Source organism: Streptomyces sp. NPDC045678 (assembly GCF_056432085.1).
This window is the reverse complement of record NZ_JBWKJS010000001.1, coordinates 965,734-984,404: the sequence shown is the minus strand read 5'-3', so window position 1 is coordinate 984,404 and position 18,671 is coordinate 965,734. Positions and strand designations below refer to the sequence as shown.

Annotated in this window: 15 protein-coding genes; 9 read left to right on the top strand and 6 right to left on the bottom strand. The window is 71.4% G+C overall.

The genetic code is table 11. The features are described from left to right. Positions 1 to 106: 106 nt before the first annotated feature. Positions 107 to 772: a DUF3105 domain-containing protein gene (locus AC07DO_RS04305; protein WP_479056945.1), complete on the top strand. Its 666-nt coding sequence runs from the start codon at positions 107 to 109 to the stop codon at positions 770 to 772. 147 nt (positions 773 to 919) lie between these two features. Continuing rightward, positions 920 to 1,540, top strand: coding sequence for a DUF305 domain-containing protein (locus AC07DO_RS04300; RefSeq protein WP_479056944.1), 621 nt, complete (start codon positions 920 to 922; stop codon positions 1,538 to 1,540). Positions 1,541 to 2,112: 572 nt separating this feature from the next. Here the strand turns inward: AC07DO_RS04300 and AC07DO_RS04295 are convergent. Further along, complete coding sequence (locus AC07DO_RS04295) at positions 2,113 to 3,156, bottom strand: hydroxyacid dehydrogenase (RefSeq protein ID WP_479056943.1); 1,044 nt, start codon at positions 3,154 to 3,156, stop codon at positions 2,113 to 2,115. A 299-nt stretch (positions 3,157 to 3,455) separates the two neighbouring features. Here AC07DO_RS04295 and AC07DO_RS04290 point away from each other — a divergent pair, with 299 nt between their 5' ends. The 4 genes from AC07DO_RS04290 to AC07DO_RS04275 all read left to right on the top strand — a co-directional run bounded on the left by AC07DO_RS04290 (position 3,456) and on the right by AC07DO_RS04275 (position 8,078). Beyond that, positions 3,456 to 4,310: an ABC transporter permease gene (locus tag AC07DO_RS04290; protein WP_479057518.1), complete on the top strand. Its 855-nt coding sequence runs from the start codon at positions 3,456 to 3,458 to the stop codon at positions 4,308 to 4,310. A gap of 5 nt (positions 4,311 to 4,315) precedes the next feature. Further along, the gene (locus AC07DO_RS04285; protein WP_479057517.1) at positions 4,316 to 5,215 is read left to right on the top strand and encodes a carbohydrate ABC transporter permease; all 900 of its coding nucleotides are present in this window, start codon (positions 4,316 to 4,318) and stop codon (positions 5,213 to 5,215) included. Between the two features lie 49 nt (positions 5,216 to 5,264). Next, complete coding sequence (locus tag AC07DO_RS04280; protein ID WP_479056942.1) at positions 5,265 to 6,902, top strand: type 2 periplasmic-binding domain-containing protein; 1,638 nt, start codon at positions 5,265 to 5,267, stop codon at positions 6,900 to 6,902. Between the two features lie 120 nt (positions 6,903 to 7,022). Beyond that, positions 7,023 to 8,078, top strand: coding sequence for a LacI family DNA-binding transcriptional regulator (locus AC07DO_RS04275; protein ID WP_479056941.1), 1,056 nt, complete (start codon positions 7,023 to 7,025; stop codon positions 8,076 to 8,078). Between the two features lie 106 nt (positions 8,079 to 8,184). On the opposite strand, the gene AC07DO_RS04270 is transcribed toward AC07DO_RS04275, so the two are convergent. The 3 genes from AC07DO_RS04270 to gadC are packed head-to-tail and all read right to left on the bottom strand — an operon-like array spanning position 8,185 to position 11,259. Further along, the gene (locus AC07DO_RS04270) at positions 8,185 to 8,994 is read right to left on the bottom strand and encodes an alpha/beta fold hydrolase (RefSeq protein WP_479056939.1); all 810 of its coding nucleotides are present in this window, start codon (positions 8,992 to 8,994) and stop codon (positions 8,185 to 8,187) included. Further along, complete coding sequence (locus AC07DO_RS04265) at positions 8,991 to 9,734, bottom strand: DUF998 domain-containing protein (protein WP_479056938.1); 744 nt, start codon at positions 9,732 to 9,734, stop codon at positions 8,991 to 8,993. Before AC07DO_RS04265 ends, AC07DO_RS04270 begins: the two co-directional genes overlap by 4 nt. A gap of 43 nt (positions 9,735 to 9,777) precedes the next feature. Next, on the bottom strand, positions 9,778 to 11,259 hold the full coding sequence (gene gadC, locus AC07DO_RS04260; protein WP_479056936.1) for a glutamate/gamma-aminobutyrate antiporter GadC: 1,482 nt from the start codon (positions 11,257 to 11,259) through the stop codon (positions 9,778 to 9,780). 70 nt (positions 11,260 to 11,329) lie between these two features. Between gadC and AC07DO_RS04255 the strand changes: the two genes are divergently transcribed. From AC07DO_RS04255 to AC07DO_RS04245, 3 genes are all read left to right on the top strand, one after another. Beyond that, positions 11,330 to 12,295, top strand: coding sequence for a hypothetical protein (locus tag AC07DO_RS04255; RefSeq protein ID WP_479056934.1), 966 nt, complete (start codon positions 11,330 to 11,332; stop codon positions 12,293 to 12,295). Between the two features lie 135 nt (positions 12,296 to 12,430). After that, a complete protein-coding gene (locus AC07DO_RS04250; protein WP_479056933.1) occupies positions 12,431 to 14,152 on the top strand; it encodes a multicopper oxidase family protein in 1,722 nt (573 codons plus the stop codon). Between the two features lie 112 nt (positions 14,153 to 14,264). After that, positions 14,265 to 16,025 (top strand): NAD+ synthase, encoded by a 1,761-nt coding sequence (locus AC07DO_RS04245; RefSeq protein WP_479056932.1) that lies wholly within the window; start codon positions 14,265 to 14,267, stop codon positions 16,023 to 16,025. 54 nt (positions 16,026 to 16,079) lie between these two features. On the opposite strand, the gene AC07DO_RS04240 is transcribed toward AC07DO_RS04245, so the two are convergent. Together AC07DO_RS04240 and AC07DO_RS04235 are read right to left on the bottom strand one after the other, a co-directional pair. Continuing rightward, on the bottom strand, positions 16,080 to 17,294 hold the full coding sequence (locus AC07DO_RS04240) for an MFS transporter (RefSeq protein WP_479056930.1): 1,215 nt from the start codon (positions 17,292 to 17,294) through the stop codon (positions 16,080 to 16,082). A 178-nt stretch (positions 17,295 to 17,472) separates the two neighbouring features. Next, positions 17,473 to 18,501 (bottom strand): endonuclease/exonuclease/phosphatase family protein, encoded by a 1,029-nt coding sequence (locus AC07DO_RS04235; protein WP_479056929.1) that lies wholly within the window; start codon positions 18,499 to 18,501, stop codon positions 17,473 to 17,475. Positions 18,502 to 18,671 lie beyond the last annotated feature (170 nt).

The following is an 18,671-nucleotide window of genomic DNA, read 5'->3' as shown; positions in this document are numbered from 1 at the left end:
CGCCACGGATCGATCCGAGGACACTCTGTAGTACGGCTCTCCGTCCCATTACGATCAGCGGACTCGTTCGTCGTCCCGTCCGTCCCTTTCCGCAGAAGGACACACCATGGGTTCCGCCAAGAACACGAGCAACGCTTCCCGCAAGGCCCGGATAGAGGAGATGCGCCGGGCCGAGCGCGCACGGGACCGGCGGGGCCGGGCCCTGATGATCACGGTCAGCGCGGTCGTCGTCGCGGCGCTCGGCGTGGGCGGTTACTTCCTCGTCTCGAAGGCCTCCGACGACTCCGACTCCGACTCGAAGAGCAGCGCGAAGGACTGGCCCAAGTACAAGGTCTCGGCGGACGGCGAGAAGGTCTGGGGCAAGCTCGGCCGTACGCACGTCACGAAGACCGTGGACTACCCGATGACGCCGCCGGTCGGCGGGGACCACGATCAGGTCTGGATGAACTGCAACGGCGACGTCTACAAGGAGGAGATCCCGGAGATGAACGCCGTGCACTCCCTGGAGCACGGTGCCGTCTGGGTCACGTACAACGACGAGGCGAAACCGGCCGACCTGAAGAAGCTGGAAGCGAAGGTCAAGGCCACGCCGTACTCGCTGATGAGCCCTGTGAAGGACCAGAAGGACCCCGTCATGCTGACCGCGTGGGCGCACCAGCGGACGGTCACCGGCGCGGACGACCCGAAGGTCAAGGAATTCTTCTCCACGTACGTCCAGGGCAAGCAGACGCCGGAGCCGGGGGCGGCGTGCACGAGCGGTCGTGGGCAGTGAGGTGGGTGGCTCGGTGGGCTCGGTGAGGTGGGTGGGTTTGGTGGGCTCGGTCGGGTGCGTGGGATCGGTGAGGTGGGTGGGCTCGGTCAGGTGCGTGGGCGCGGTGAGCTCGGTCAGGTGTGTGGGCTCTGTTAGGTGGGGGTTGGCGTGAGGCGGCGTACCAACTGGATCGTCGGGGCGGTCGCTGCCGCGGTCGTCGCCGGCGGCGGGATCACGGCGGCGGTGGCCGCCACGGACTCCGACTCGGGCGGCTCGCCCGCGAGTTCGTCGGCCGACGCGGGGTTCGCGCGCGACATGGCGGTCCACCACCAGCAGGCCGTGGAGATGTCGTACATCGTGCGGGACCGGACCGACGACGAGGACGTGCGGCGGCTCGCGTACGACATCGCCCAGACGCAGGCCAACCAGCGCGGGATGCTGCTCGGGTGGCTGGACCTGTGGGAGCTGCCGAAGGTGCCGGAAGGGGCGCCGATGGAGTGGATGGGCATGGGCGACATGCCGCCGGGCAAGGACGGCGCGCTGATGCCGGGGATGGCTACGGGGGCGGAGCTGAAGCGGCTGGGGAAGCTCAGCGGCACGAAGGCGGAGGTCCTCTACCTGCAGCTGATGACGCGGCACCATCGGGGTGGGGTGCATATGGCGCAGGGTTGTGTGGACCGGTGCGAGGTGTCCGCGGAGCGGAGGCTGGCGCGGGGGATGGTGGAGTCGCAGGAGTCGGAGATCGCGCTGATGGCTTCGATGTTGAAGGCGCGGGGCGCCAAGCCGTAACTGGCGGTGCGCCTGGGTCCGTCTGAGGGTGCGCCTCGGTGAGGGCCGGGACGCCTTGGGCCCGTCCATGGGTGCGCCTCGGTGAGGGTCGGGACGCCTTGGGCCCGTCCATGGGTGCGCCTCGGTGAGGGCCGGGACGCCTTGGGCCCGTCTGTGGGTGCGCCTCGGTGAGGGCCGGGACGCCTTGGGCCCGTCTGTGGGGGCGGGGCCGCGGGGGTATGTGCGTACTCGCCATCCCCGCGCCACGCGGAATGTTCCCGGCCGTCGTGGTGAGCTCGGTGCTCCGTGCGCACATACCCCCACGTCCCCTCCCGTCTCGCGGGCGGGTGCGGCCCGGTGGGGGCTTGTGCCTACCGGGCCGCACCGGGACGCACCGGGACGCACCGGGACGCGCACGCTCCTACTCCCGCTGGACGTCGCGGGGCAAACGGGTGGGCGGGTGGGGAGCATCCGCCGCGGAGCGGCGGGATCGGTGCTCCTGCCCGCGCAGGGCGGTGCGGGGTGAATGGGTGGGTGGGCGGGGAGCATTCGCCGCGGAGCGGCGGGGGTGGGGTGGGGGCCCAGGGGGCGGGTCACGCCAGGCGGGGGAGGTCTGATTCGAGGAGTTGGCCGCGCAGGGCGCGTCCGGTTACGTAGCGCTCGACCTCCGCCACCGCGTACTCCCCGAGCCTGCGCACCTCGCTCCCCTGCGCCCCCGCGATGTGCGGGGTCACCAGCACGTTGGGGAGGTGGAGGAGCGCGTGGTCGGCGGGCAGCGGCTCGGGGTCCGTGACGTCGAGGAACGCGTCGAGGCGTCCCGTCCCGCACTCCCGCGCCAGCGCCTCCGTATCGACCAGCGCCCCCCGAGCCGTGTTGATGACTACCCCGCCGTCGGTGATCAGCTTCAGCATGTCGGCGCTCAGGAGGCCCTCCGTCTCGGGGAGTTGGGGCGCGTGGATCGTGACGATGCTGCTGCGTGAGCAGAGCTCCGGGAGTTCCACCAGTTCCACGCCGAGAGAGGCCGCGTCGGCAGGGGCCACGTACGGGTCCGTGAGGAGGATCCGGCAACCCGCGTCCGACGCCCGGAGCGCCGCGATCACCCGCCGCCCGATCCGCGACGCGCCGACGACGCCGATCGTGCGCGCGTCCGCCCCGGTGCGGGCGGTGAAGGACGGCCACCCGGAGGCGTAGCCGGCCGCCGACGACAGCGCGCCCTTCGCCGCGAACGTGATCGCCGCGAGGGTGAAGGCCACCACGGGGTCCGCGTTCGCGTCCGCCGCCGAGGAGACGACGACGCCCCGGTCCCAGACCGCGTCGGTGACCATCGGTTTGACGGAGCCCGCCGCGTGGACGACCGCGCGCAGGTGGGGCGCGCGGGTGAGGATCTCCGTGGTCAGGGGCGGGCACTCCCAGCCCGTGATCAGGATTTCCGTATCGGCGAGTACCGCCCGCGCCTCGGGTGACGTGAGCGGTCCGGACAGCAGTAGCGAGGACAACTCCACGCTGCGGGACAGCCGTTCGCGCAGGTCCGGGGTGAAGACGCGGTCCGCGACCTCGACGCCCATGGCCAGGGCCGCGAGCGGTGGCCCGTCACCGCTCCGCTCCCGCCGATCCGCCCGCTCTGCCTGATCTGCCACGCGTGACCGTCCCTTGTAGTAACCGGTTACCAACCAGCGCCTGGAGGCTAGGTCCAATCCGGGAGAGTGGTCAAGAGAGCGTGAGGCCAGGGGGGTTGACCGGGCGAAGTAACCGCTTTAGATTCCGGGCACCTTATTCCGACGACGGAGGGGTTGCCGTGCCGACGGTGACGAAGGAACGGGCGGAAACCGGGGCGGTGAGGCCGCCCGGGAGAAGCGATAGCGGGTCAAGTGGCCCTAAATCAGGGCGTGGTGCGCTGTGGAAGCGGTTTCAGCGCACGCGTGTCCTGGTGCTGCTCATGGTGCCGGGCCTCGTGTACTTCCTGGTCTTCCACTACGGCGCCTTCGTCGCCAACGCGGTGGCCTTCAAGGAGTACGTCCCCTTCGACGGACTGTGGGCCAGCCCGTGGGTGGGCACGGAGAACTTCTCGCGGATGTTCGGCGATCCGGACTTCTGGCACGCGACGTGGAACACCCTGTTCATCGCCGTGCTGCAGCTGGTGTTCTTCTTTCCGGCTCCGCTGGCGCTCGCCCTGCTCCTGCACAGTCTGACCTCGGATCTGCTGCGTCGTTTCACGCAGTCCGTGATCTATCTGCCGCACTTCCTGTCATGGGTCGTCGTGGTCGCGCTCTTCCAGCAAGTGCTGAGTGACACAGGGCTGTTGAACACCTTCCTGAGCGACTCGGGGTTGCACACCGTCGACATCATCGGCAACCCGGACGCGTACAAGCCGCTCGTCGTCGTGGAGGTGATCTGGAAGGACGCGGGGTGGGGGACCATCATCTTCCTCGCCGCGCTGATGCAGGTCGACGAGCAGTTGTACGAGGCGTCCGCGATCGACGGGGCCGGGCCCTGGCGGCGCTTCTGGCACGTCACGCTGCCCAGCATCCGGCCCATCATCATCCTGCTGTTGATCATGCGGCTCGGCGACATCCTCTCCGTCGGCTTCGAACAGATGCTGCTGCAACGGCAGTCGGTGGGTCCCGAGGTCGGCGAGGTGCTCGACACGTTCGTCTTCTGGCAGGGCATCGTCGGCGGCGACACCGGCTACGCCGCGGCCGCCGGTCTGTTCAAGGGCGTCGTCGGCGCGGCGCTCGTCTTCACCGCCAACCGGATCGCGCACCGGCTCGGTGAGCAGGGGGTCTACAAGTGAGTGTCATCGGCAGCGGCAAGCACGTCACGCGTCCCGCCTGGAGGGAGGAGCCGCGGGTCGCGACCAAGGCCGCCAAGGGCGTCGCGGTGGCCGTGGTTCTCGCGCTCGTGCTCGTTCCGTTCCTCGTCATCGTCTCGACCTCCCTCGCCTCCAACCGCGAGGTCGTGGACAACGGCGGCTGGGTGCTGTGGCCGAGCGATCCGACCCTGCGCGCCTACCGGACCATCCTCAACGGCGGCATCGTCACCAAGGCGCTCGGCGTCAGCGTCGGCCTCACGGTCCTCGGCACGCTCTTCTCGCTCGCGTGCACCACCTTCCTCGCGTACGCCCTGGCCCGCCCCGGCGTCTTCGGCGGCAAGCCCGTCCTGCTGCTCATCCTCTTCACCTTCCTCTTCCCGCCCGGCATGATCCCCGCGTTCCTGCTGGTCAAGGGCATGGGGATGATGGATACGTATGCCGCGCTCGTCGCGCCCGTGCTCATCAACGTCTTCAACCTGATCGTGCTGCGCGGCTTCTTCCAGGGGATTCCCGAGGAGTTGTACGAGGCGGCCAGGCTCGACGGCGCCGGAGACTGGCACATCATGTGGCGGATCGTCCTGCCGCTGTCTAAGGCGGCCCTCGCGGTGGTCTCCCTCTTCTACGCCGTGAGCTACTGGAACGCCTGGTTCCACGCCTCCATCTACATGGAGTCCGGCCACTGGCCGCTGTCGCAGGTGCTGCGCACGTACGTCATCGGCGGCTCGCAGATCGCCGACACCGGGCTGAGCGAGGCGGGCATGGTCTCCGCCCCGCAGACGACGCAGATGGCCGTCCTGGTGATCGCCACCGTGCCGATCCTGCTCGTCTACCCCTTCCTGCAGAAGTACTTCACCAAGGGCGTGCTCACCGGCGCCATCAAGAGCTGATACCTCAATTCGTCGTCCAGAAGGGCTCATTCACGTGTCCGGTTCCTCGATGTCGCGGCGTACCGTGCTCCGCTCCATAGCCGTCGGTGGCGCGGCCCTGGCCGCCCCGTCCGTCCTCACCGCCTGCTCGACCGGGTCCAGCGGCGGCGGCAACGTCTCCAACGCCGGAAAGAAGGCCGCGCCCTGGCCGACGTACACCCCGGCGAAGGGCCCGACCCCCGACCTCGCGCCGACCGCCGAGGGCGTGCAGCCCGGGTACACGAAGTACCCGGAGAAGCTGGTCCGCGCGACGGCCGAGAAGCCGGGCACCGGCAAGCAGAAGATCAAGGTCATGACGATCACGTACGGCACCCCGCCGAAGCCGGTCGGCAGGAACGAGTACTGGCAGGCCGTCAACGAGGCGCTGGGCGTCGAGGTCGAGTTCACCGTCGTGCCCGACGCGGACTTCCGCGCCAAGATGTCCACGCTCATGTCGGGCGACGACCTGCCCGACATGATCAACTTCGGTGGCGGGTACGTACTGCCGCGCGAGTCGCAGTTCGTGAAGGCGCGGTGCGCCGATCTGAGCGACCACCTGTCCGGTGACGCCGTCAAGGACTACCCCAACCTCGCCAACATCCCCACGTACGCCTGGGAGGGCATGGGACGCATCGCCGGGCGCGTCTACGGGCTGCCGATCGAACGCGCCAAGGTGCAGGGCGCGATGTTCATCAACCGCGAGGCGTTCGACGAGGCCGGTTACCGGCCGGGCATGTCCGCGCCCGACTTCCGGGCGATGGCCGAGGAGGCCTCGCGGGGCAAGAAGTTCGCCCTCGGCGCCTCCACGGTGGGCTTCTACGGGTATCTGTACCACGCGATGTGGCACGGCGCGCCCAACCAGTGGCAGATCAAGGGCGGCAAGGCCACCGACATGTACGGGACCGACGCGTTCAAGGCGGCGCTGGAGTACATGGCGAAGCTGCGCGAGGCCGGTTCGTACAACCCGGACGCCACGTCGATCTCCCAGGTCGACCTGAAGACCCAGTTCTACAACGGGACCGTCCGCTCGATGACGGACGGCTGGGGCGCGGCCGTCTCCAACGCCCAGGGCATCAAGGACGAGTTCACCCTCGACGTCGCGGAGCCGTACACGGTCGACGGCGTGACGCCCGTCTACCAGCAGAACCGCGGCTGTTTCGGCTACACCGTCATCAAGAAGGCCTCCAAGGACCGCGTCGAGCTGATGCTCCGCGTACTGAACTGGCTCGCGTCGCCGTTCGGCACGAAGGAGTACGAGCTGATGCACTACGGAGTGGAGGGCACCCACTTCACGTACAACAAGGACGGCGATCCGGTCGCCACGGAGACCGGCCTCATCGACTCCAAGACCAACCTGCCCTTCCCCTACCTGATGGACGCCCCGCAGCCGCTCTACTTCCCCGGCTTCCCCGACCTCACGAAGCGGCTGCACGCCTGGGAGAAGAAGGTCGTCCCGCTCCTCGTGCCCGACGACCACTGGGGGCTGATGTCGGAGACGTTCAACCGGCAGGGCGCCACGATGCAGCAGATCGTCGAGGACGGCGTGACGGCGATCGTCTCCGGCCGCAAGAAGCTCTCCGACTGGGACGGCATCCACCAGAAGTGGCAGTCCCAGGGCGGCAAGCGGGCCGCGGAGGAGTTCCTCAAGGAGTACGAGGCCGCGCACTGACCCGGGGGCGGGGCAGGCGATGATGGTCCGGGGCGGGCTCCCTTGGGGGCAACTCCGCCCCGGTACCGGCGGGTTGGCCGCCGGGCGAAGGCCGGCCGACGGCCAGGAGAGGGAGACACAGTGGGTGAGCGGGTCACCATCCGCGAGGTGGCCGCGCGCGCGGGCGTCTCGGTAGCGACCGTCTCGCGGGTCCTCGCGGGCAACTACCCGACGTCCACGGCGTCGCGCGCCAAGGTGCTGCGGGCGGTCAAGGACCTGGACTACGTCGCCAACGCGCACGCGCGCGCGTTGGCGGGCGCCGGACGCAAGACGATCGCGGTCCTCATGTTCGACGTGGTGGGCGCGTTCTACGCGCAGGTCGCGCAGGGCGTCGAGATGGAGGCGGCCCAGCACGGCCGGCTCACCCTGGTCGCGTCCACGGGCAGCGATCCGGCCCGTGAGCTGGCCCTGGTCCAGATGATGCGCGAGCAGGCCGCGGAGGCGGTGATGCTGGTGGGCGGTGTCGTGCAGGACGACGAGTACCGGCAGCGGATGGCGCGCTACGCCGAGGCGCTCGCGGCGGCGGGATCCCGCCTCGTGCTGTGCGGGCGCCCGGCTCCGGCGCCCGACGTGCCCGCGCTGGTCGTGGAGTACGACAACGAGGCGGGCGCCCACGCGGTGACCAGCCACCTGCTCGGCGCCGGACACCGGCGGATCGCCCTGCTCGGCTACGAGCCCGGCAACACGACCGGCGAGGACCGTCTCGCCGGGTACCTCCGGGCGCTGGACGACCACGGGGTGCCGCGCGGCGACGCGGTCCTGCACGGGACGGGCTTCGGGCAGAACCACGGCTACCAGGCGATGCGCGATCTCCTCCAGGAGGCGGACGGGAGGCCCGGCTTCACGGCGGTCTTCGCGGGCGACGACCGGGCGGCCGCGGCGGCGATCACCGCGCTGCGGGAGTACGGCCTGCGGGTACCGGAGGACATGTCGGTGGTCGGCTACAACGACGACCCGGTGGCGGGCGACATCACGCCCGGCCTGACGACGGTCCACATCCCCGCCGAGGAGATGGGCCGCACGGCCGTACGCCGCGCGCTCACAGGCTCCCCGCGGACAGTCCAGGAGCGCCACGTCCTGGGCACACACATCGTCATCCGGGACAGTGTGCGGCGGGTTCGGGGGGCTGGGGGTTAGGGGCGGGGTGCTCTGGGGGAGGGCAGGGACGGGGACGGTCACCGTGGAACCGGGGCCCGGGTAGCCGCCGTGGAACCGCGGCCGGGGTGGTCGCAGGGCGCTCGCCTCAGGTGAGGGCCCGTCGGGCCGTCAGTACCGCTTCCGCCACGGCTGTGGGCTGGTCTCGCATCATGAGGTGGCCCGATGGCTCCGCCACGCGGAGGGCACCGCCGAGGCTTCGGGCCAGCCTTCGCTGGCGGTCGAGCCATCGTCGCGAACCCCCTGAGCAGGCGGCGAGCACCGTGACCGGAAGCCCCTCCGGCAGGGGCAGGCGCCGTCGCAGCGCGGCGAGTTCACGGGCCGTGTCGCCGTACGTCACGTACTCCATGAGCGCGGCCCGCCACACCCTGCTGCCTCCGTAGAGCCACGCCCACGGTGTCGGCGCCGTCAGCCTGCGCAGGGTCGGTCCCACCGCCCGCGGCAGCCCTGTCGCGCACAGCAGCGCGCCGCACGCGCGCGTGGCCGGCACCCGCACCCCGCGCGGCAGCAGCGCGCGCGGCCGTTCCTCCACGCTGGAGTCGACGAGGACGAGCCCCTCCGTACGCGCCGGGTACAGCCGTGCGAACGCCTCCGCGTGGAATCCGGCGAGCGAGTGCCCGACCACCGTCGCCCGCGCCCCGCCGAGCCCCACCGCGTCCAGGACCCGCAGGATCCGCTCCGCCTCGCCCCGCACGGTGGGCGCCACGCGCGCGTGGCCGCTGAGTCCGAGGCCGGGGCGGTCGAAGCGGACCACGGTCCGGTGCGGGGCCAGCAGCGGCACCACCGGGTCCCAGTCGAACCAGCCGAGCCCGAGCCCGGCGCCGAGCACGCACACCGGTCCGCCGCCCGTCACCTCGACGTGGTGCGGCACTCCCCCGATCCGTACGAACGTCGTCACTCCCGGCGTGCCTCCGCCGCCGCGTCCCGCGCGAGGACGACGAGCCACACGGCGATGAACAGCACCTGCAGCCGCTGCCCGATCCCGAGGCCCCACGTCCCCCGCCCTGCCTCGAACGCGGCGACGGACGCCAGGGTCCAGCCGGTGGCGGCCAGTTCGAGGACGACGAGGAACGGTCCCGTGCGTGCGAGCGCGGGCCGGGGTGCGGCCCGGCGGCGGGCGACGACGGTCAGCAGGACCATGCCGACCAGTGCCCCGGTGACGGCGAGGCTGCTGCTGACAGTGTGCGCGGAGTGCGTCCAGGGCACGTCGCCCGCCCGCTCCCGCGCGAGGCAGCCGGGGTCGGCGGTCGCCGCGCAGCTCAGCGGCAGCCGTGAGTCGGCCGCGGTGGCCGCACCGAACAGCGCGAGCCCTGCCGAGCCCGCCGCGAACAGCCACGTCTGACGGGGTTTCCGGACCCCCAGTGCCCACACCGCGCCCGCGAGGACGAGGAGCCCCGCAAGGAGGTCCACCGTGCGGAAGAACGTCCCGTACGGCTGGTCCTCGGCGGCGAGTTCGCTGACGTACGCCGTGCGGGGCGAGAGCCCGGTCGGCAGGAACACCTCGACCGCCCAGATGCTGTACGCGAGGGCGCCGGCCAGCAGGAGACCCGCGAGGAGGCGCGCGGCGGTGGACCGCGAAATCCGGGCGGGCCCCCCTGCACGGCGCCGCGGTTTCGGTTGCTTCGGTCGGTTCGCCATGGGGGTGGCTGCCGTCGTAGGGGAGGACATCGGCGGGTACACGCTATTTCGACTCATATGTCGCCCTGAGGTCTGTCGTCCTGTGGTCGGGGTGGATCCAGCCGGGTTTGCGGTACTTGAGGAAGGCGGCGGGCGCCAGCACGCCGAGCGCGAGCAGACCGCCGCCGACGATCAGCAGATAGCGCCACAGCGGGCCCTTGCCGAACTGGTCGGGCGGCACGAAGCCGATGGCGAGCGCGGCGAGCGACGCGACGAATCCGACGGCCGCGACGACCTTCACGGCGGGGACCACGAAGCCGCGCGGCACCTCGGGCCGCGACGTCCGCAGCCGTACGACGGCCACGAACATCAGCAGGTACGCGATGAGGTAGATCTGCACGGTGATGACGGAGAACATCCAGTACGCGCTGGAGACGTCGTCACTGAAGGCGTACAGGAGTCCGATCAGCGTGGTGACGACGCCCTGCGCGACCATGATGTTGCGCGGGACGCCCGCCTTGTTGAACCTCTGCAGGATCGGCGGCAGATAGCCCTCCTGCCGGGCGAGCGCGACAAGACCCTTCGCGGGCCCCGCGAGCCACGTGAGCATGCCGCCCAGCGCCGCCATGACGAGCATGATCCCGACGACCTTCGTCAGCCAGCCGACGTGGAAGTGGTCGAAGAACGCCTGGAAGGCCTGCATCAGACCGGCGGTGAGACTGAGCTCCTTCGACGGCATGACCCAGCTGATGGCCAGCGCCGGAAGGATGAAGATCAGCAGGACGAGACCGGTGGCGAGGAAGATCGAGCGCGGGTACTCGGCGCGGGGGTGGCGCAGCGACGACACGTGGACGCCGTTCATCTCCATGCCCGCGTAGGAGAGGAAGTTGTTGACGATGAGGACCAGGCTGGCGAGGCCGGTCCACGGGGGCAGCCAGTGGTCGGGGCTCATGGGCGCGGCGGACGCGTTGCCCTGCCCCAGGAAGACGAGGCCGAGGACGACGAGGACGACACCTGGGACGAGGGTGCCGATGATCAGCCCCAGGGAGGAGAGCCCGGCGACCGTCTTGGTGCCCCGGCAGGTGACCCAGACGCCCGTCCAGTAGATGACGACGATGACGATCGCTACGTAGGGGCCGTTTTCGGCGAGGCTCGGGTGGATGACGTACGCGAACGTCGAGGCCACGTAGGCGAGCAGGCTCGGGTAGTACGCGATGGTCATGGCGAACTGGCACCACACGGCGACGAACCCCAGCGGCCTGCCCAGCGCCTCGCTCACCCACCTGTAGATGCCGCCCGACCACCCGGAGGCGAGCTCGGCGCCGACGAGGGCGGTGGGGAGCAGGAAGACCACGGCGGGCAGGAGGTAGAGGAAGACGGCGGCCAGTCCGTAGATGGCCATCGACGGCGACGGACGCAGGCTGGCGACGGACGCGGTGGTCATCAGGGCGAGCGTCACCCAGGAGATGACCTGCCGCGGAATGGCGGGGTCCGGCTCCGGCAGGCCTCCCGCACGGGTTTGTTGCGGTTTGTCCGTGTTCGTCATGCGCACATGATCGTCGGAGCGGTGGGGGTCCGCATGTCGCCGTATACCCGGCGGGGGTAGGGTTTGCCGCATGGCGAGGACGAGGAGCGGCACGGGTCACGGGCGGCTGTTGCTGCTCGCCGCGCTGCTGCTCGGGATCGTGACGATGCATACGTTGGGGCATCCCTCGGGCGGCCACGGGGGTGGGCCCGAGCCCACCGCGACGCGGCACGCGGGCGCCGACGCCTCCGGCCCGCACCGGCCCGGCACGCTGCGCCACGGGACTGACGCCGTGCCGACCGGCAGGCTGCACCACGGGTCTGACGCCGTGCCGACCGGCAGGCTGCACCACGGGGCTGACGCCGTGCCGACCGAACGCGATGCAACCGCCTGGGGGCCGGGTGCCACGCCGCACGCAGGCGGTACCCCCGCCCGCCAGGCAGGGGCCACCGCGCGCCGGGACGGAACCGGGCCGGACGATCGCGGAGCCGCCACCCGGCCGCCGGCCGGCACGCCGCACACAGGCGGAACCCCCGCCCGCCAGGCAGGGACCACCGCCCGCCGGGACGGAACCGGGCCGGACGATCGCGGAGCCGCCACCCGGCCGCCGGCCGGCACGCCGCACGCAGGCGGTGCGGACGCCCCGCGGCCTGATGCCGCGCAGCACGAACGCGGGACCACCGCCCGCCCGGCAGGGACCGCCGTCGCCCACCGCCCCGCCGCCCACCGCCCCGGTGCCGTCGCGCACGGGCGCGACTCCGCGCACGGGCGCGGCTCCGTGCACGGCCGCGTCCCTGCGGGCGAGCGCGTCACCGCGGGCGAGCGTGTCGCTGAGCCCGTGTCCGGCTCGCGGGGCGGGATGGCCATGGATCCGCTGTCCGTGTGCCTGGCGGTGCTGGGCGCGTTCACGCTTCTTCTGCTGCTGCGGGCCGGACTGCTGCGGCCGGGCGGGACTGTCGTCCACGCGCACGCGCCGGGACGGCTCCTGCACACCTTGCGGCCCAATCCGCCGCCGCCTCGCATACTCCTCTCCCACCTGTCGGTGCTGCGCATTTAGGCCTGCGTACCGGCTGCTTCGTGCTGCCCGTGGAACTCGTGGGGTCCCGGTGGGAACCTGCGGGCGTCGAACGGTGCGCCAGAAGCGGCAGATGCGTCCAGCTGCACGCACCACACGACGAGGTGTCACTCAGTCATGCGTAATGAAGCTTCTCCGCGCGTCCCCTCCGGACGTGTCCCCTCCCGGCGCGCCGTGCTCGGCGCCGCGGCCGCGGCCGCGGGGACGGGAATCCTGACGGCCTGTTCCGACGCGGACCCGGCCGACCGCGCCGGTCACGGCGGTCACAACGGTCACGGCGGTCACGGTCAGGACGGGGCCTCCGGCCCAGAGGGATATGTGGACCCGGCGGGCAAGGAGGTCGCGGCCGCCGAGAAGAAGCGCGGCCGGGGCGGCCGCACCCGTGAGGTCACACTGACGGCCGTACAGACCGGGCTCGACCTGGGCGGCCCCACGGTCAGGACGTGGACGTACGGGGACCGGCTCCCGGGCAAGGAGGTCCGCGTCACCGCGGGCGACACCCTGGCCCTCACCCTCGCCAACCACCTCCCGCAGGCCACGTCCCTGCACTGGCACGGCATCGCCCTGCGCAACGACATGGACGGGGTCCCCGGCCTCACCCAGCAGGACATCAGGCCCGGCGCGGACTTCACCTACCGCTTCGCGGTGCCGCACCCGGGGACGTACTGGTTCCATCCCCACTCCGGCACGCAACAGGACCGGGGGCTGTACGCGCCCCTGATCGTGGAGGACCCGAGGGAGCCGTTGAAGTACGACAAGGAGTGGGTGGTCGTCCTCGACGACTGGGTCGACGGAGTGGACGGATCGACTCCGGACGGTGTGCTCGCGGAACTGAGCGAGGGCATGGCGGACCACGACATGGGCGGCGACTCCGGGGGCCACGGCGGCCACGGCGGCCACGGCGGCCACGGCGGCCACGGCACCATGTCGAACGCGACGAACATGTCGACCGTGTCGACCATGACGCACGCGTCACTGCGGTCGGACGGCTCACCGGCCCCGGGCCCCTCCCGCATGATGATGGGCGCCAAGAGCGACCTGCTCGGCGGCGACGCGGGCGACGTCGCCTACCCGCACTACCTGGTCAACGGGCGCACGGCCAAGGCGCCTTCGCAGTTCCGCGCCCGCCCCGGCGACCGCATCCGTCTGCGCATCATCAACGCCGGCGGCGACACGGCGTTCCGTGTGGCGCTCGGCGGCCACCAGATGACGGTGACGCACACGGACGGCTTCCCCGTGCGGCACGCGAAGACGGACGCGCTGCTCCTCGGCATGGGCGAGCGGTATGACGTGCTGGTCACCGCCAAGGACGGCGCCTTCCCGTTGACCGCGCTGGCCGAGGGCAAGAAGGAGGCGGCCCTCGCGGTGCTGCGTACGGGCGGCGGGGCCCCGCCGACGGCGTCGACCCGCCCCGACGAGCTGAAGGGCCGCGTCCTGACGGCGGACAAGCTGCGCGCACACGAGTCCGTGGCGCTGCCTTCCCGCAGGCCGGACCGCACGATCAGGCTCCGGCTGACGGGCGGCATGGCCGAGTACGACTGGGCTTTCGACAAGAAGCCCTACGCCCCGGGGCAGCGTCACCCCGTCCGCGCGGGCGAGCGGGTCCGCCTGACGTTCGCCAACTCGACATCGATGTGGCACCCCGTCCACCTCCACGGCCACACCTTCGCCCTGGCGGGCGTGCGCGGCGGCGCCCGCAAGGACACCGCGATCGTCCTGCCGAACGGCACCCTGTCGGTGGACTTCGAGGCGGACAACCCGGGCCTGTGGATGATCCACTGCCACAACGTCTACCACGCGGAGGCGGGGATGATGACGGTGCTCGGTTACCGCGCCTGACGGGTGATTCCGCAGGCCGGCGCGTACAAGCGACGCCCCCGGACACCCGTCCGGGGGCGTACCGGAACCGCCCGGCAGGCCATCGCGTCGCTTTGACGATTACACTGGATCCGTGCCTCAACTACGCCTCGCTCTGAATCAGATCGACTCGACCGTCGGCGATCTCGCCGGGAACGCCGAGGCGGTCGTCCGCTGGACCCGGCACTCCGCCGAGCAGGGGGCGCATCTCGTCGCGTTCCCCGAGATGGTGCTGACCGGGTATCCCGTCGAGGACCTCGCTCTGCGTTCGTCCTTCGTCCAGGCCTCTCGGGACGCGCTGCGCGCGCTCGCCGTGCGGCTGCGGGACGAGGGGTTCGGGGAGTTGCCGGTCGTCGTCGGCTATCTCGACCGCACCGAGGAGGCCAAACCCAAGTTCGGCCAGCCCGCGGGGGCCCCGCGCAACGCGGGCGCCGTGCTGTACCGCGGCGAGGCCGTCCTGACCTACTCCAAGCACCACCTCCCCAACTACGGCGTCTTCGACGAGTTCCGCTACTTCGTGCCGGGCGAGACGCTGCCGGTCGTGCGGGTGCACGGCGTCGACGTCGCGCTCGCCATCTGCGAGGACCTCTGGCAGGACGGCGGCCGCGTGCCGGCGACCCGCAGCGCGGGGGCGGGGCTGCTGCTCTCCATCAACGCGTCGCCGTACGAGCAGAACAAGGACGACCAGCGGCTGGAGCTCGTGCGCAAGCGCGCGCAGGAGGCCGGCTGCACCACCGCCTACCTCGCCATGATCGGCGGGCAGGACGAGCTGGTCTTCGACGGTGACTCGATCGTCGTCGACAAGGACGGCGAAGTCATCGCGCGGGCCCCGCAGTTCGCCGAGGGCTGCATCGTGCTCGACCTGGAGCTGCCGGCCGCCGCGCCCGTGCCGCCGTCCGGCGTCGTGGACGACGGGCTGCGCATCGAGCACGTGACGCTGTCGGAGGAGCCCCTTCCCGCGTACGAGAGCGAGCTGACCGGCGGGTACGCCGAGCGGCTCGACGACGACGAGGAGGTGTACTCGGCGCTCGTCGTGGGACTGCGGGCGTACGCCGCGAAGAACGGTTTCAGCAGCGTCCTCATCGGGCTGTCCGGCGGCATCGACTCCGCGCTCACCGCCGCCATCGCCTGCGACGCGCTCGGCGCGCAGAACGTGTACGGCGTCGCCATGCCGTCCCGCTACTCCTCGGAGCACTCCATCGGCGACGCGGAGGAGCTGGCGCGACGCACCGGTCTGAACTTCCGGACCGTGCCGATCGCGCCGATGTTCGACGCGTACATGGGCTCCCTCGGGCTCACCGGTCTCGCCGAGGAGAACCTCCAGTCGCGGCTGCGCGGCACGATGCTGATGGCGCTCTCCAACCAGGAGGGGCACATCGTGCTCGCGCCGGGCAACAAGTCCGAGCTGGCGGTCGGCTACTCGACGCTCTACGGCGACTCCGTCGGCGCGTACGGCCCCATCAAGGACGTCTACAAAACGGCGATCTTCCGGCTCGCGAAGTGGCGCAACCGCGCGGCCGAGGAGCGCGGGCAGACGCCGCCGATCCCGGAGAACTCCATCAGCAAGCCGCCGAGCGCCGAGCTGCGCCCGGACCAGGTCGACACGGACTCGCTCCCGGACTACCCGGTCCTCGACGCGATCCTGGAGATGTACGTCGACCGGGACCAGGGCGCCGACACGATCGTGGCCGCGGGCTACGACCGTGAGCTGGTCACGAAGACGCTGCGGATGGTGGACACCGCTGAGTACAAGCGGCGGCAGTACCCGCCGGGGACGAAGATCTCCGCGAAGGGCTTCGGCAAGGACCGCCGGCTGCCCATCACCAACCGCTGGCGCGAAACCGCCGCCGGCTGAGGCCCCACCCCACGCACCCGCAGGGACGCCCCTGCGGGTGGGTGGGTGCCGATGTCAGTGGTGGACCGGCGTTCGCTGTTCGGACGACGAGGCCACCACCCGCTCCGTACCCGGCACGGGACCGCGCCGCAGGTCCACCGCGTACGCCAGGCCCGCCACCGCGAGGCCGAGCACCGCGAGGACCGCGCCGGTCACCGCCGGGGACGTCGTGCCGAAGCCCGCCGCGAGCGCGAGGCCGCCGATCCAGGCGCCGCCCGCGTTGGCGAGGTTGAACGCGCCCTGGTTGGCGGACGACGCCAGGGACGGCGCGGCCGCCGCCTTCTCCATGACCATGAGCTGCAGCGGCGAGCCCGTGGTGAACGCCGCCATGCCGAGCAGCGCGACGCCGAGCGCCGCGCTCCACGCGGCGGTCATGAGCAGCGGGAAGAAGGCCAGGACCACGGCGAGCGAGACGAGCCCGCCGAAGAGCGTGCCGCGCAGGGAGTGGTCCGCGAGGCGGCCGCCCAGGAGGTTGCCGGCCGTCGCGCCCACGCCGAACAGGGCCAGGAGGAGGGTGACGCTGGACTCGGCGTAACCGGCCGTGTCGGTCAGCATCGGCGTGATGTAGCTGTAGGCGGAGAACAGCGCACCGAAGCCCGCGACGGTCGTGCCGAGCGCCAGCCAGACCGGGACGCTGCGCAGCGCCCTGAGCTCGCCGCGCAGGCCCGCCGCGTCGCCGTGGCCGTGGTCGGCGGGGACCAGGAGGGCGAGCGCGGCGATGGCCGCGAGCCCGATGGCGCTCACCGCGAGGAACGTGGCGCGCCAGCCGAGCTGCTGGCCCATGGCCGTGGCGACCGGCACGCCGACGATGTTGGCGACGGTCAGGCCGAGGAACATCAGGGAGACCGAGCGGGCCTTGCGCTCGGGGGCGACGAGCCCGGTGGCGACGACCGCGCCGACACCGAAGAACGCGCCGTGCGGCAGTCCGCTGAGGAAGCGCGCGGCCATGAGCAGGTGGTAGTCGGGGGCGGCCGCCGACAGCGCGTTGCCGGCCACGAACAGGACCATGAGGCCGATCAGGACGCGGCGGCGCGGGAGCTTCGCGGTGACGGCGGCGAGCAGCGGGGCTCCGATGACGACGCCGAGCGCGTACGCGGAGACGAGGTGTCCGGCGACGGGGATGGATATGTCCAGGTCGTCGGCGACGTTGGGCAGCAGGCCCATCATCACGAACTCGGTCGTGCCGATGCCGAAGGCGCCCACGGCGAGGGCGAGCAGGGCCAGGGGCATGAAGAAAGTACCTTCCACGGAAGCGGGGGGCAGTGGGGGGAATGGGGGGTGGGGCCGGATGGGGGCGGGGGGGAGACGGGGAACCCGTAAGTTTACTTGCGGAACAAAGCCGCGCCCGCCACGTATTCCTCGCCCGCTCTGCTCCGTCCCCTGCCCCGCCCGCCCCGCCCGTCCTCCGCTACGAGGAGAGGTCGAGCCGTGCCGCGATCGGCAGGTGGTCGCTGCCCGTCTCCGGCAGGGTCCAGGAGGAGACCGGCTCGACGTCCTTGACCATGATCTGGTCGATGCGCGCCATCGGGAACGACGCGGGCCAGCTGAAGCCGAAGCCGTCGCCCGCCGCGCCCTGCGTGGACCGCAGCTGCGAGGTGACCGCGTTCAGCGCGCGGTCGTTCATCGTGCCGTTCAGGTCGCCGAGCAGGACGACCTTGCCGATCTTCTCGTCGGCGATGGCTTCGCCGAGGGCGTCGGCGCTGTTGTCGCGCTGGTTGGCGGTGAAGCCCGCGTCGAGCTTCACGCGCACCGACGGCAGGTGGGCGACGTGGACGGCGACCTCGCCCTTCGGCGTCGTCACGGTCGTGCGCATCGCGCGGACCCAGCCCAGCTTGATGTCGACGGGCCGGGTGTCGGACAGCGGGTACTTGCTCCAGAGACCGACCGTGCCCTCGACCGCGTGGTACTTGTACGTGCCGGCCAGCGCCTTCTCGTACACGGGCACGGCGGACGGGGTGAGCTCCTCAAGGGCGACCACGTCCGCGCCGGACGCGGCGACGTCCTTGGCGGTGCCCGTCGGGTCGGGGTTGTCCGCGTTCACGTTGTGCGTGGCGACGGTGAGGTCTCCGCCGGTGCCCGACTTGCCGGTGATCAGGCCGCCGAACGAGTCGACCCAGATGATCACCGGAAGCAGCAGCGCGATCAGCGCGGTGGCGGACTTGCGGACCACCGCGACGACCAGCAGCACCGGGATGAAGAGGCCGAGCCAGGGCAGGAAGGTCTCCGTCAGGGAGCCGAGGTTGCCCACGTTGTTGGGGATCTGCGCGTGGAACAGCATCACCAGCGCGAGGAAGACGGCGACACCGGCCGTGACCAGGCCGCGCCGCCAGATGCCGGGGTCGCCACGCCAGCCGTCGAGCAGGCGTCGGAACCGGGCCCCCGGACGCTCGGGGCCCGAGCCGCCGTTGCCCGTCTCCGTCTTGTACGCCTGCGCCATTGCTCTCGTCGCCTCACTGCTGCCGTGCACACCGTCTGTCCCGCCCAGGAAACCCTAGGCGATGAACCGGTGTCGTCCCTGCCGTCCACGACGGCCGTACAGGCACCAGGACGAACAGGTCGCCGCGACGGGTTCCTGAACAGCGGCGGAGAGCTCCCTCTGTGACGAAA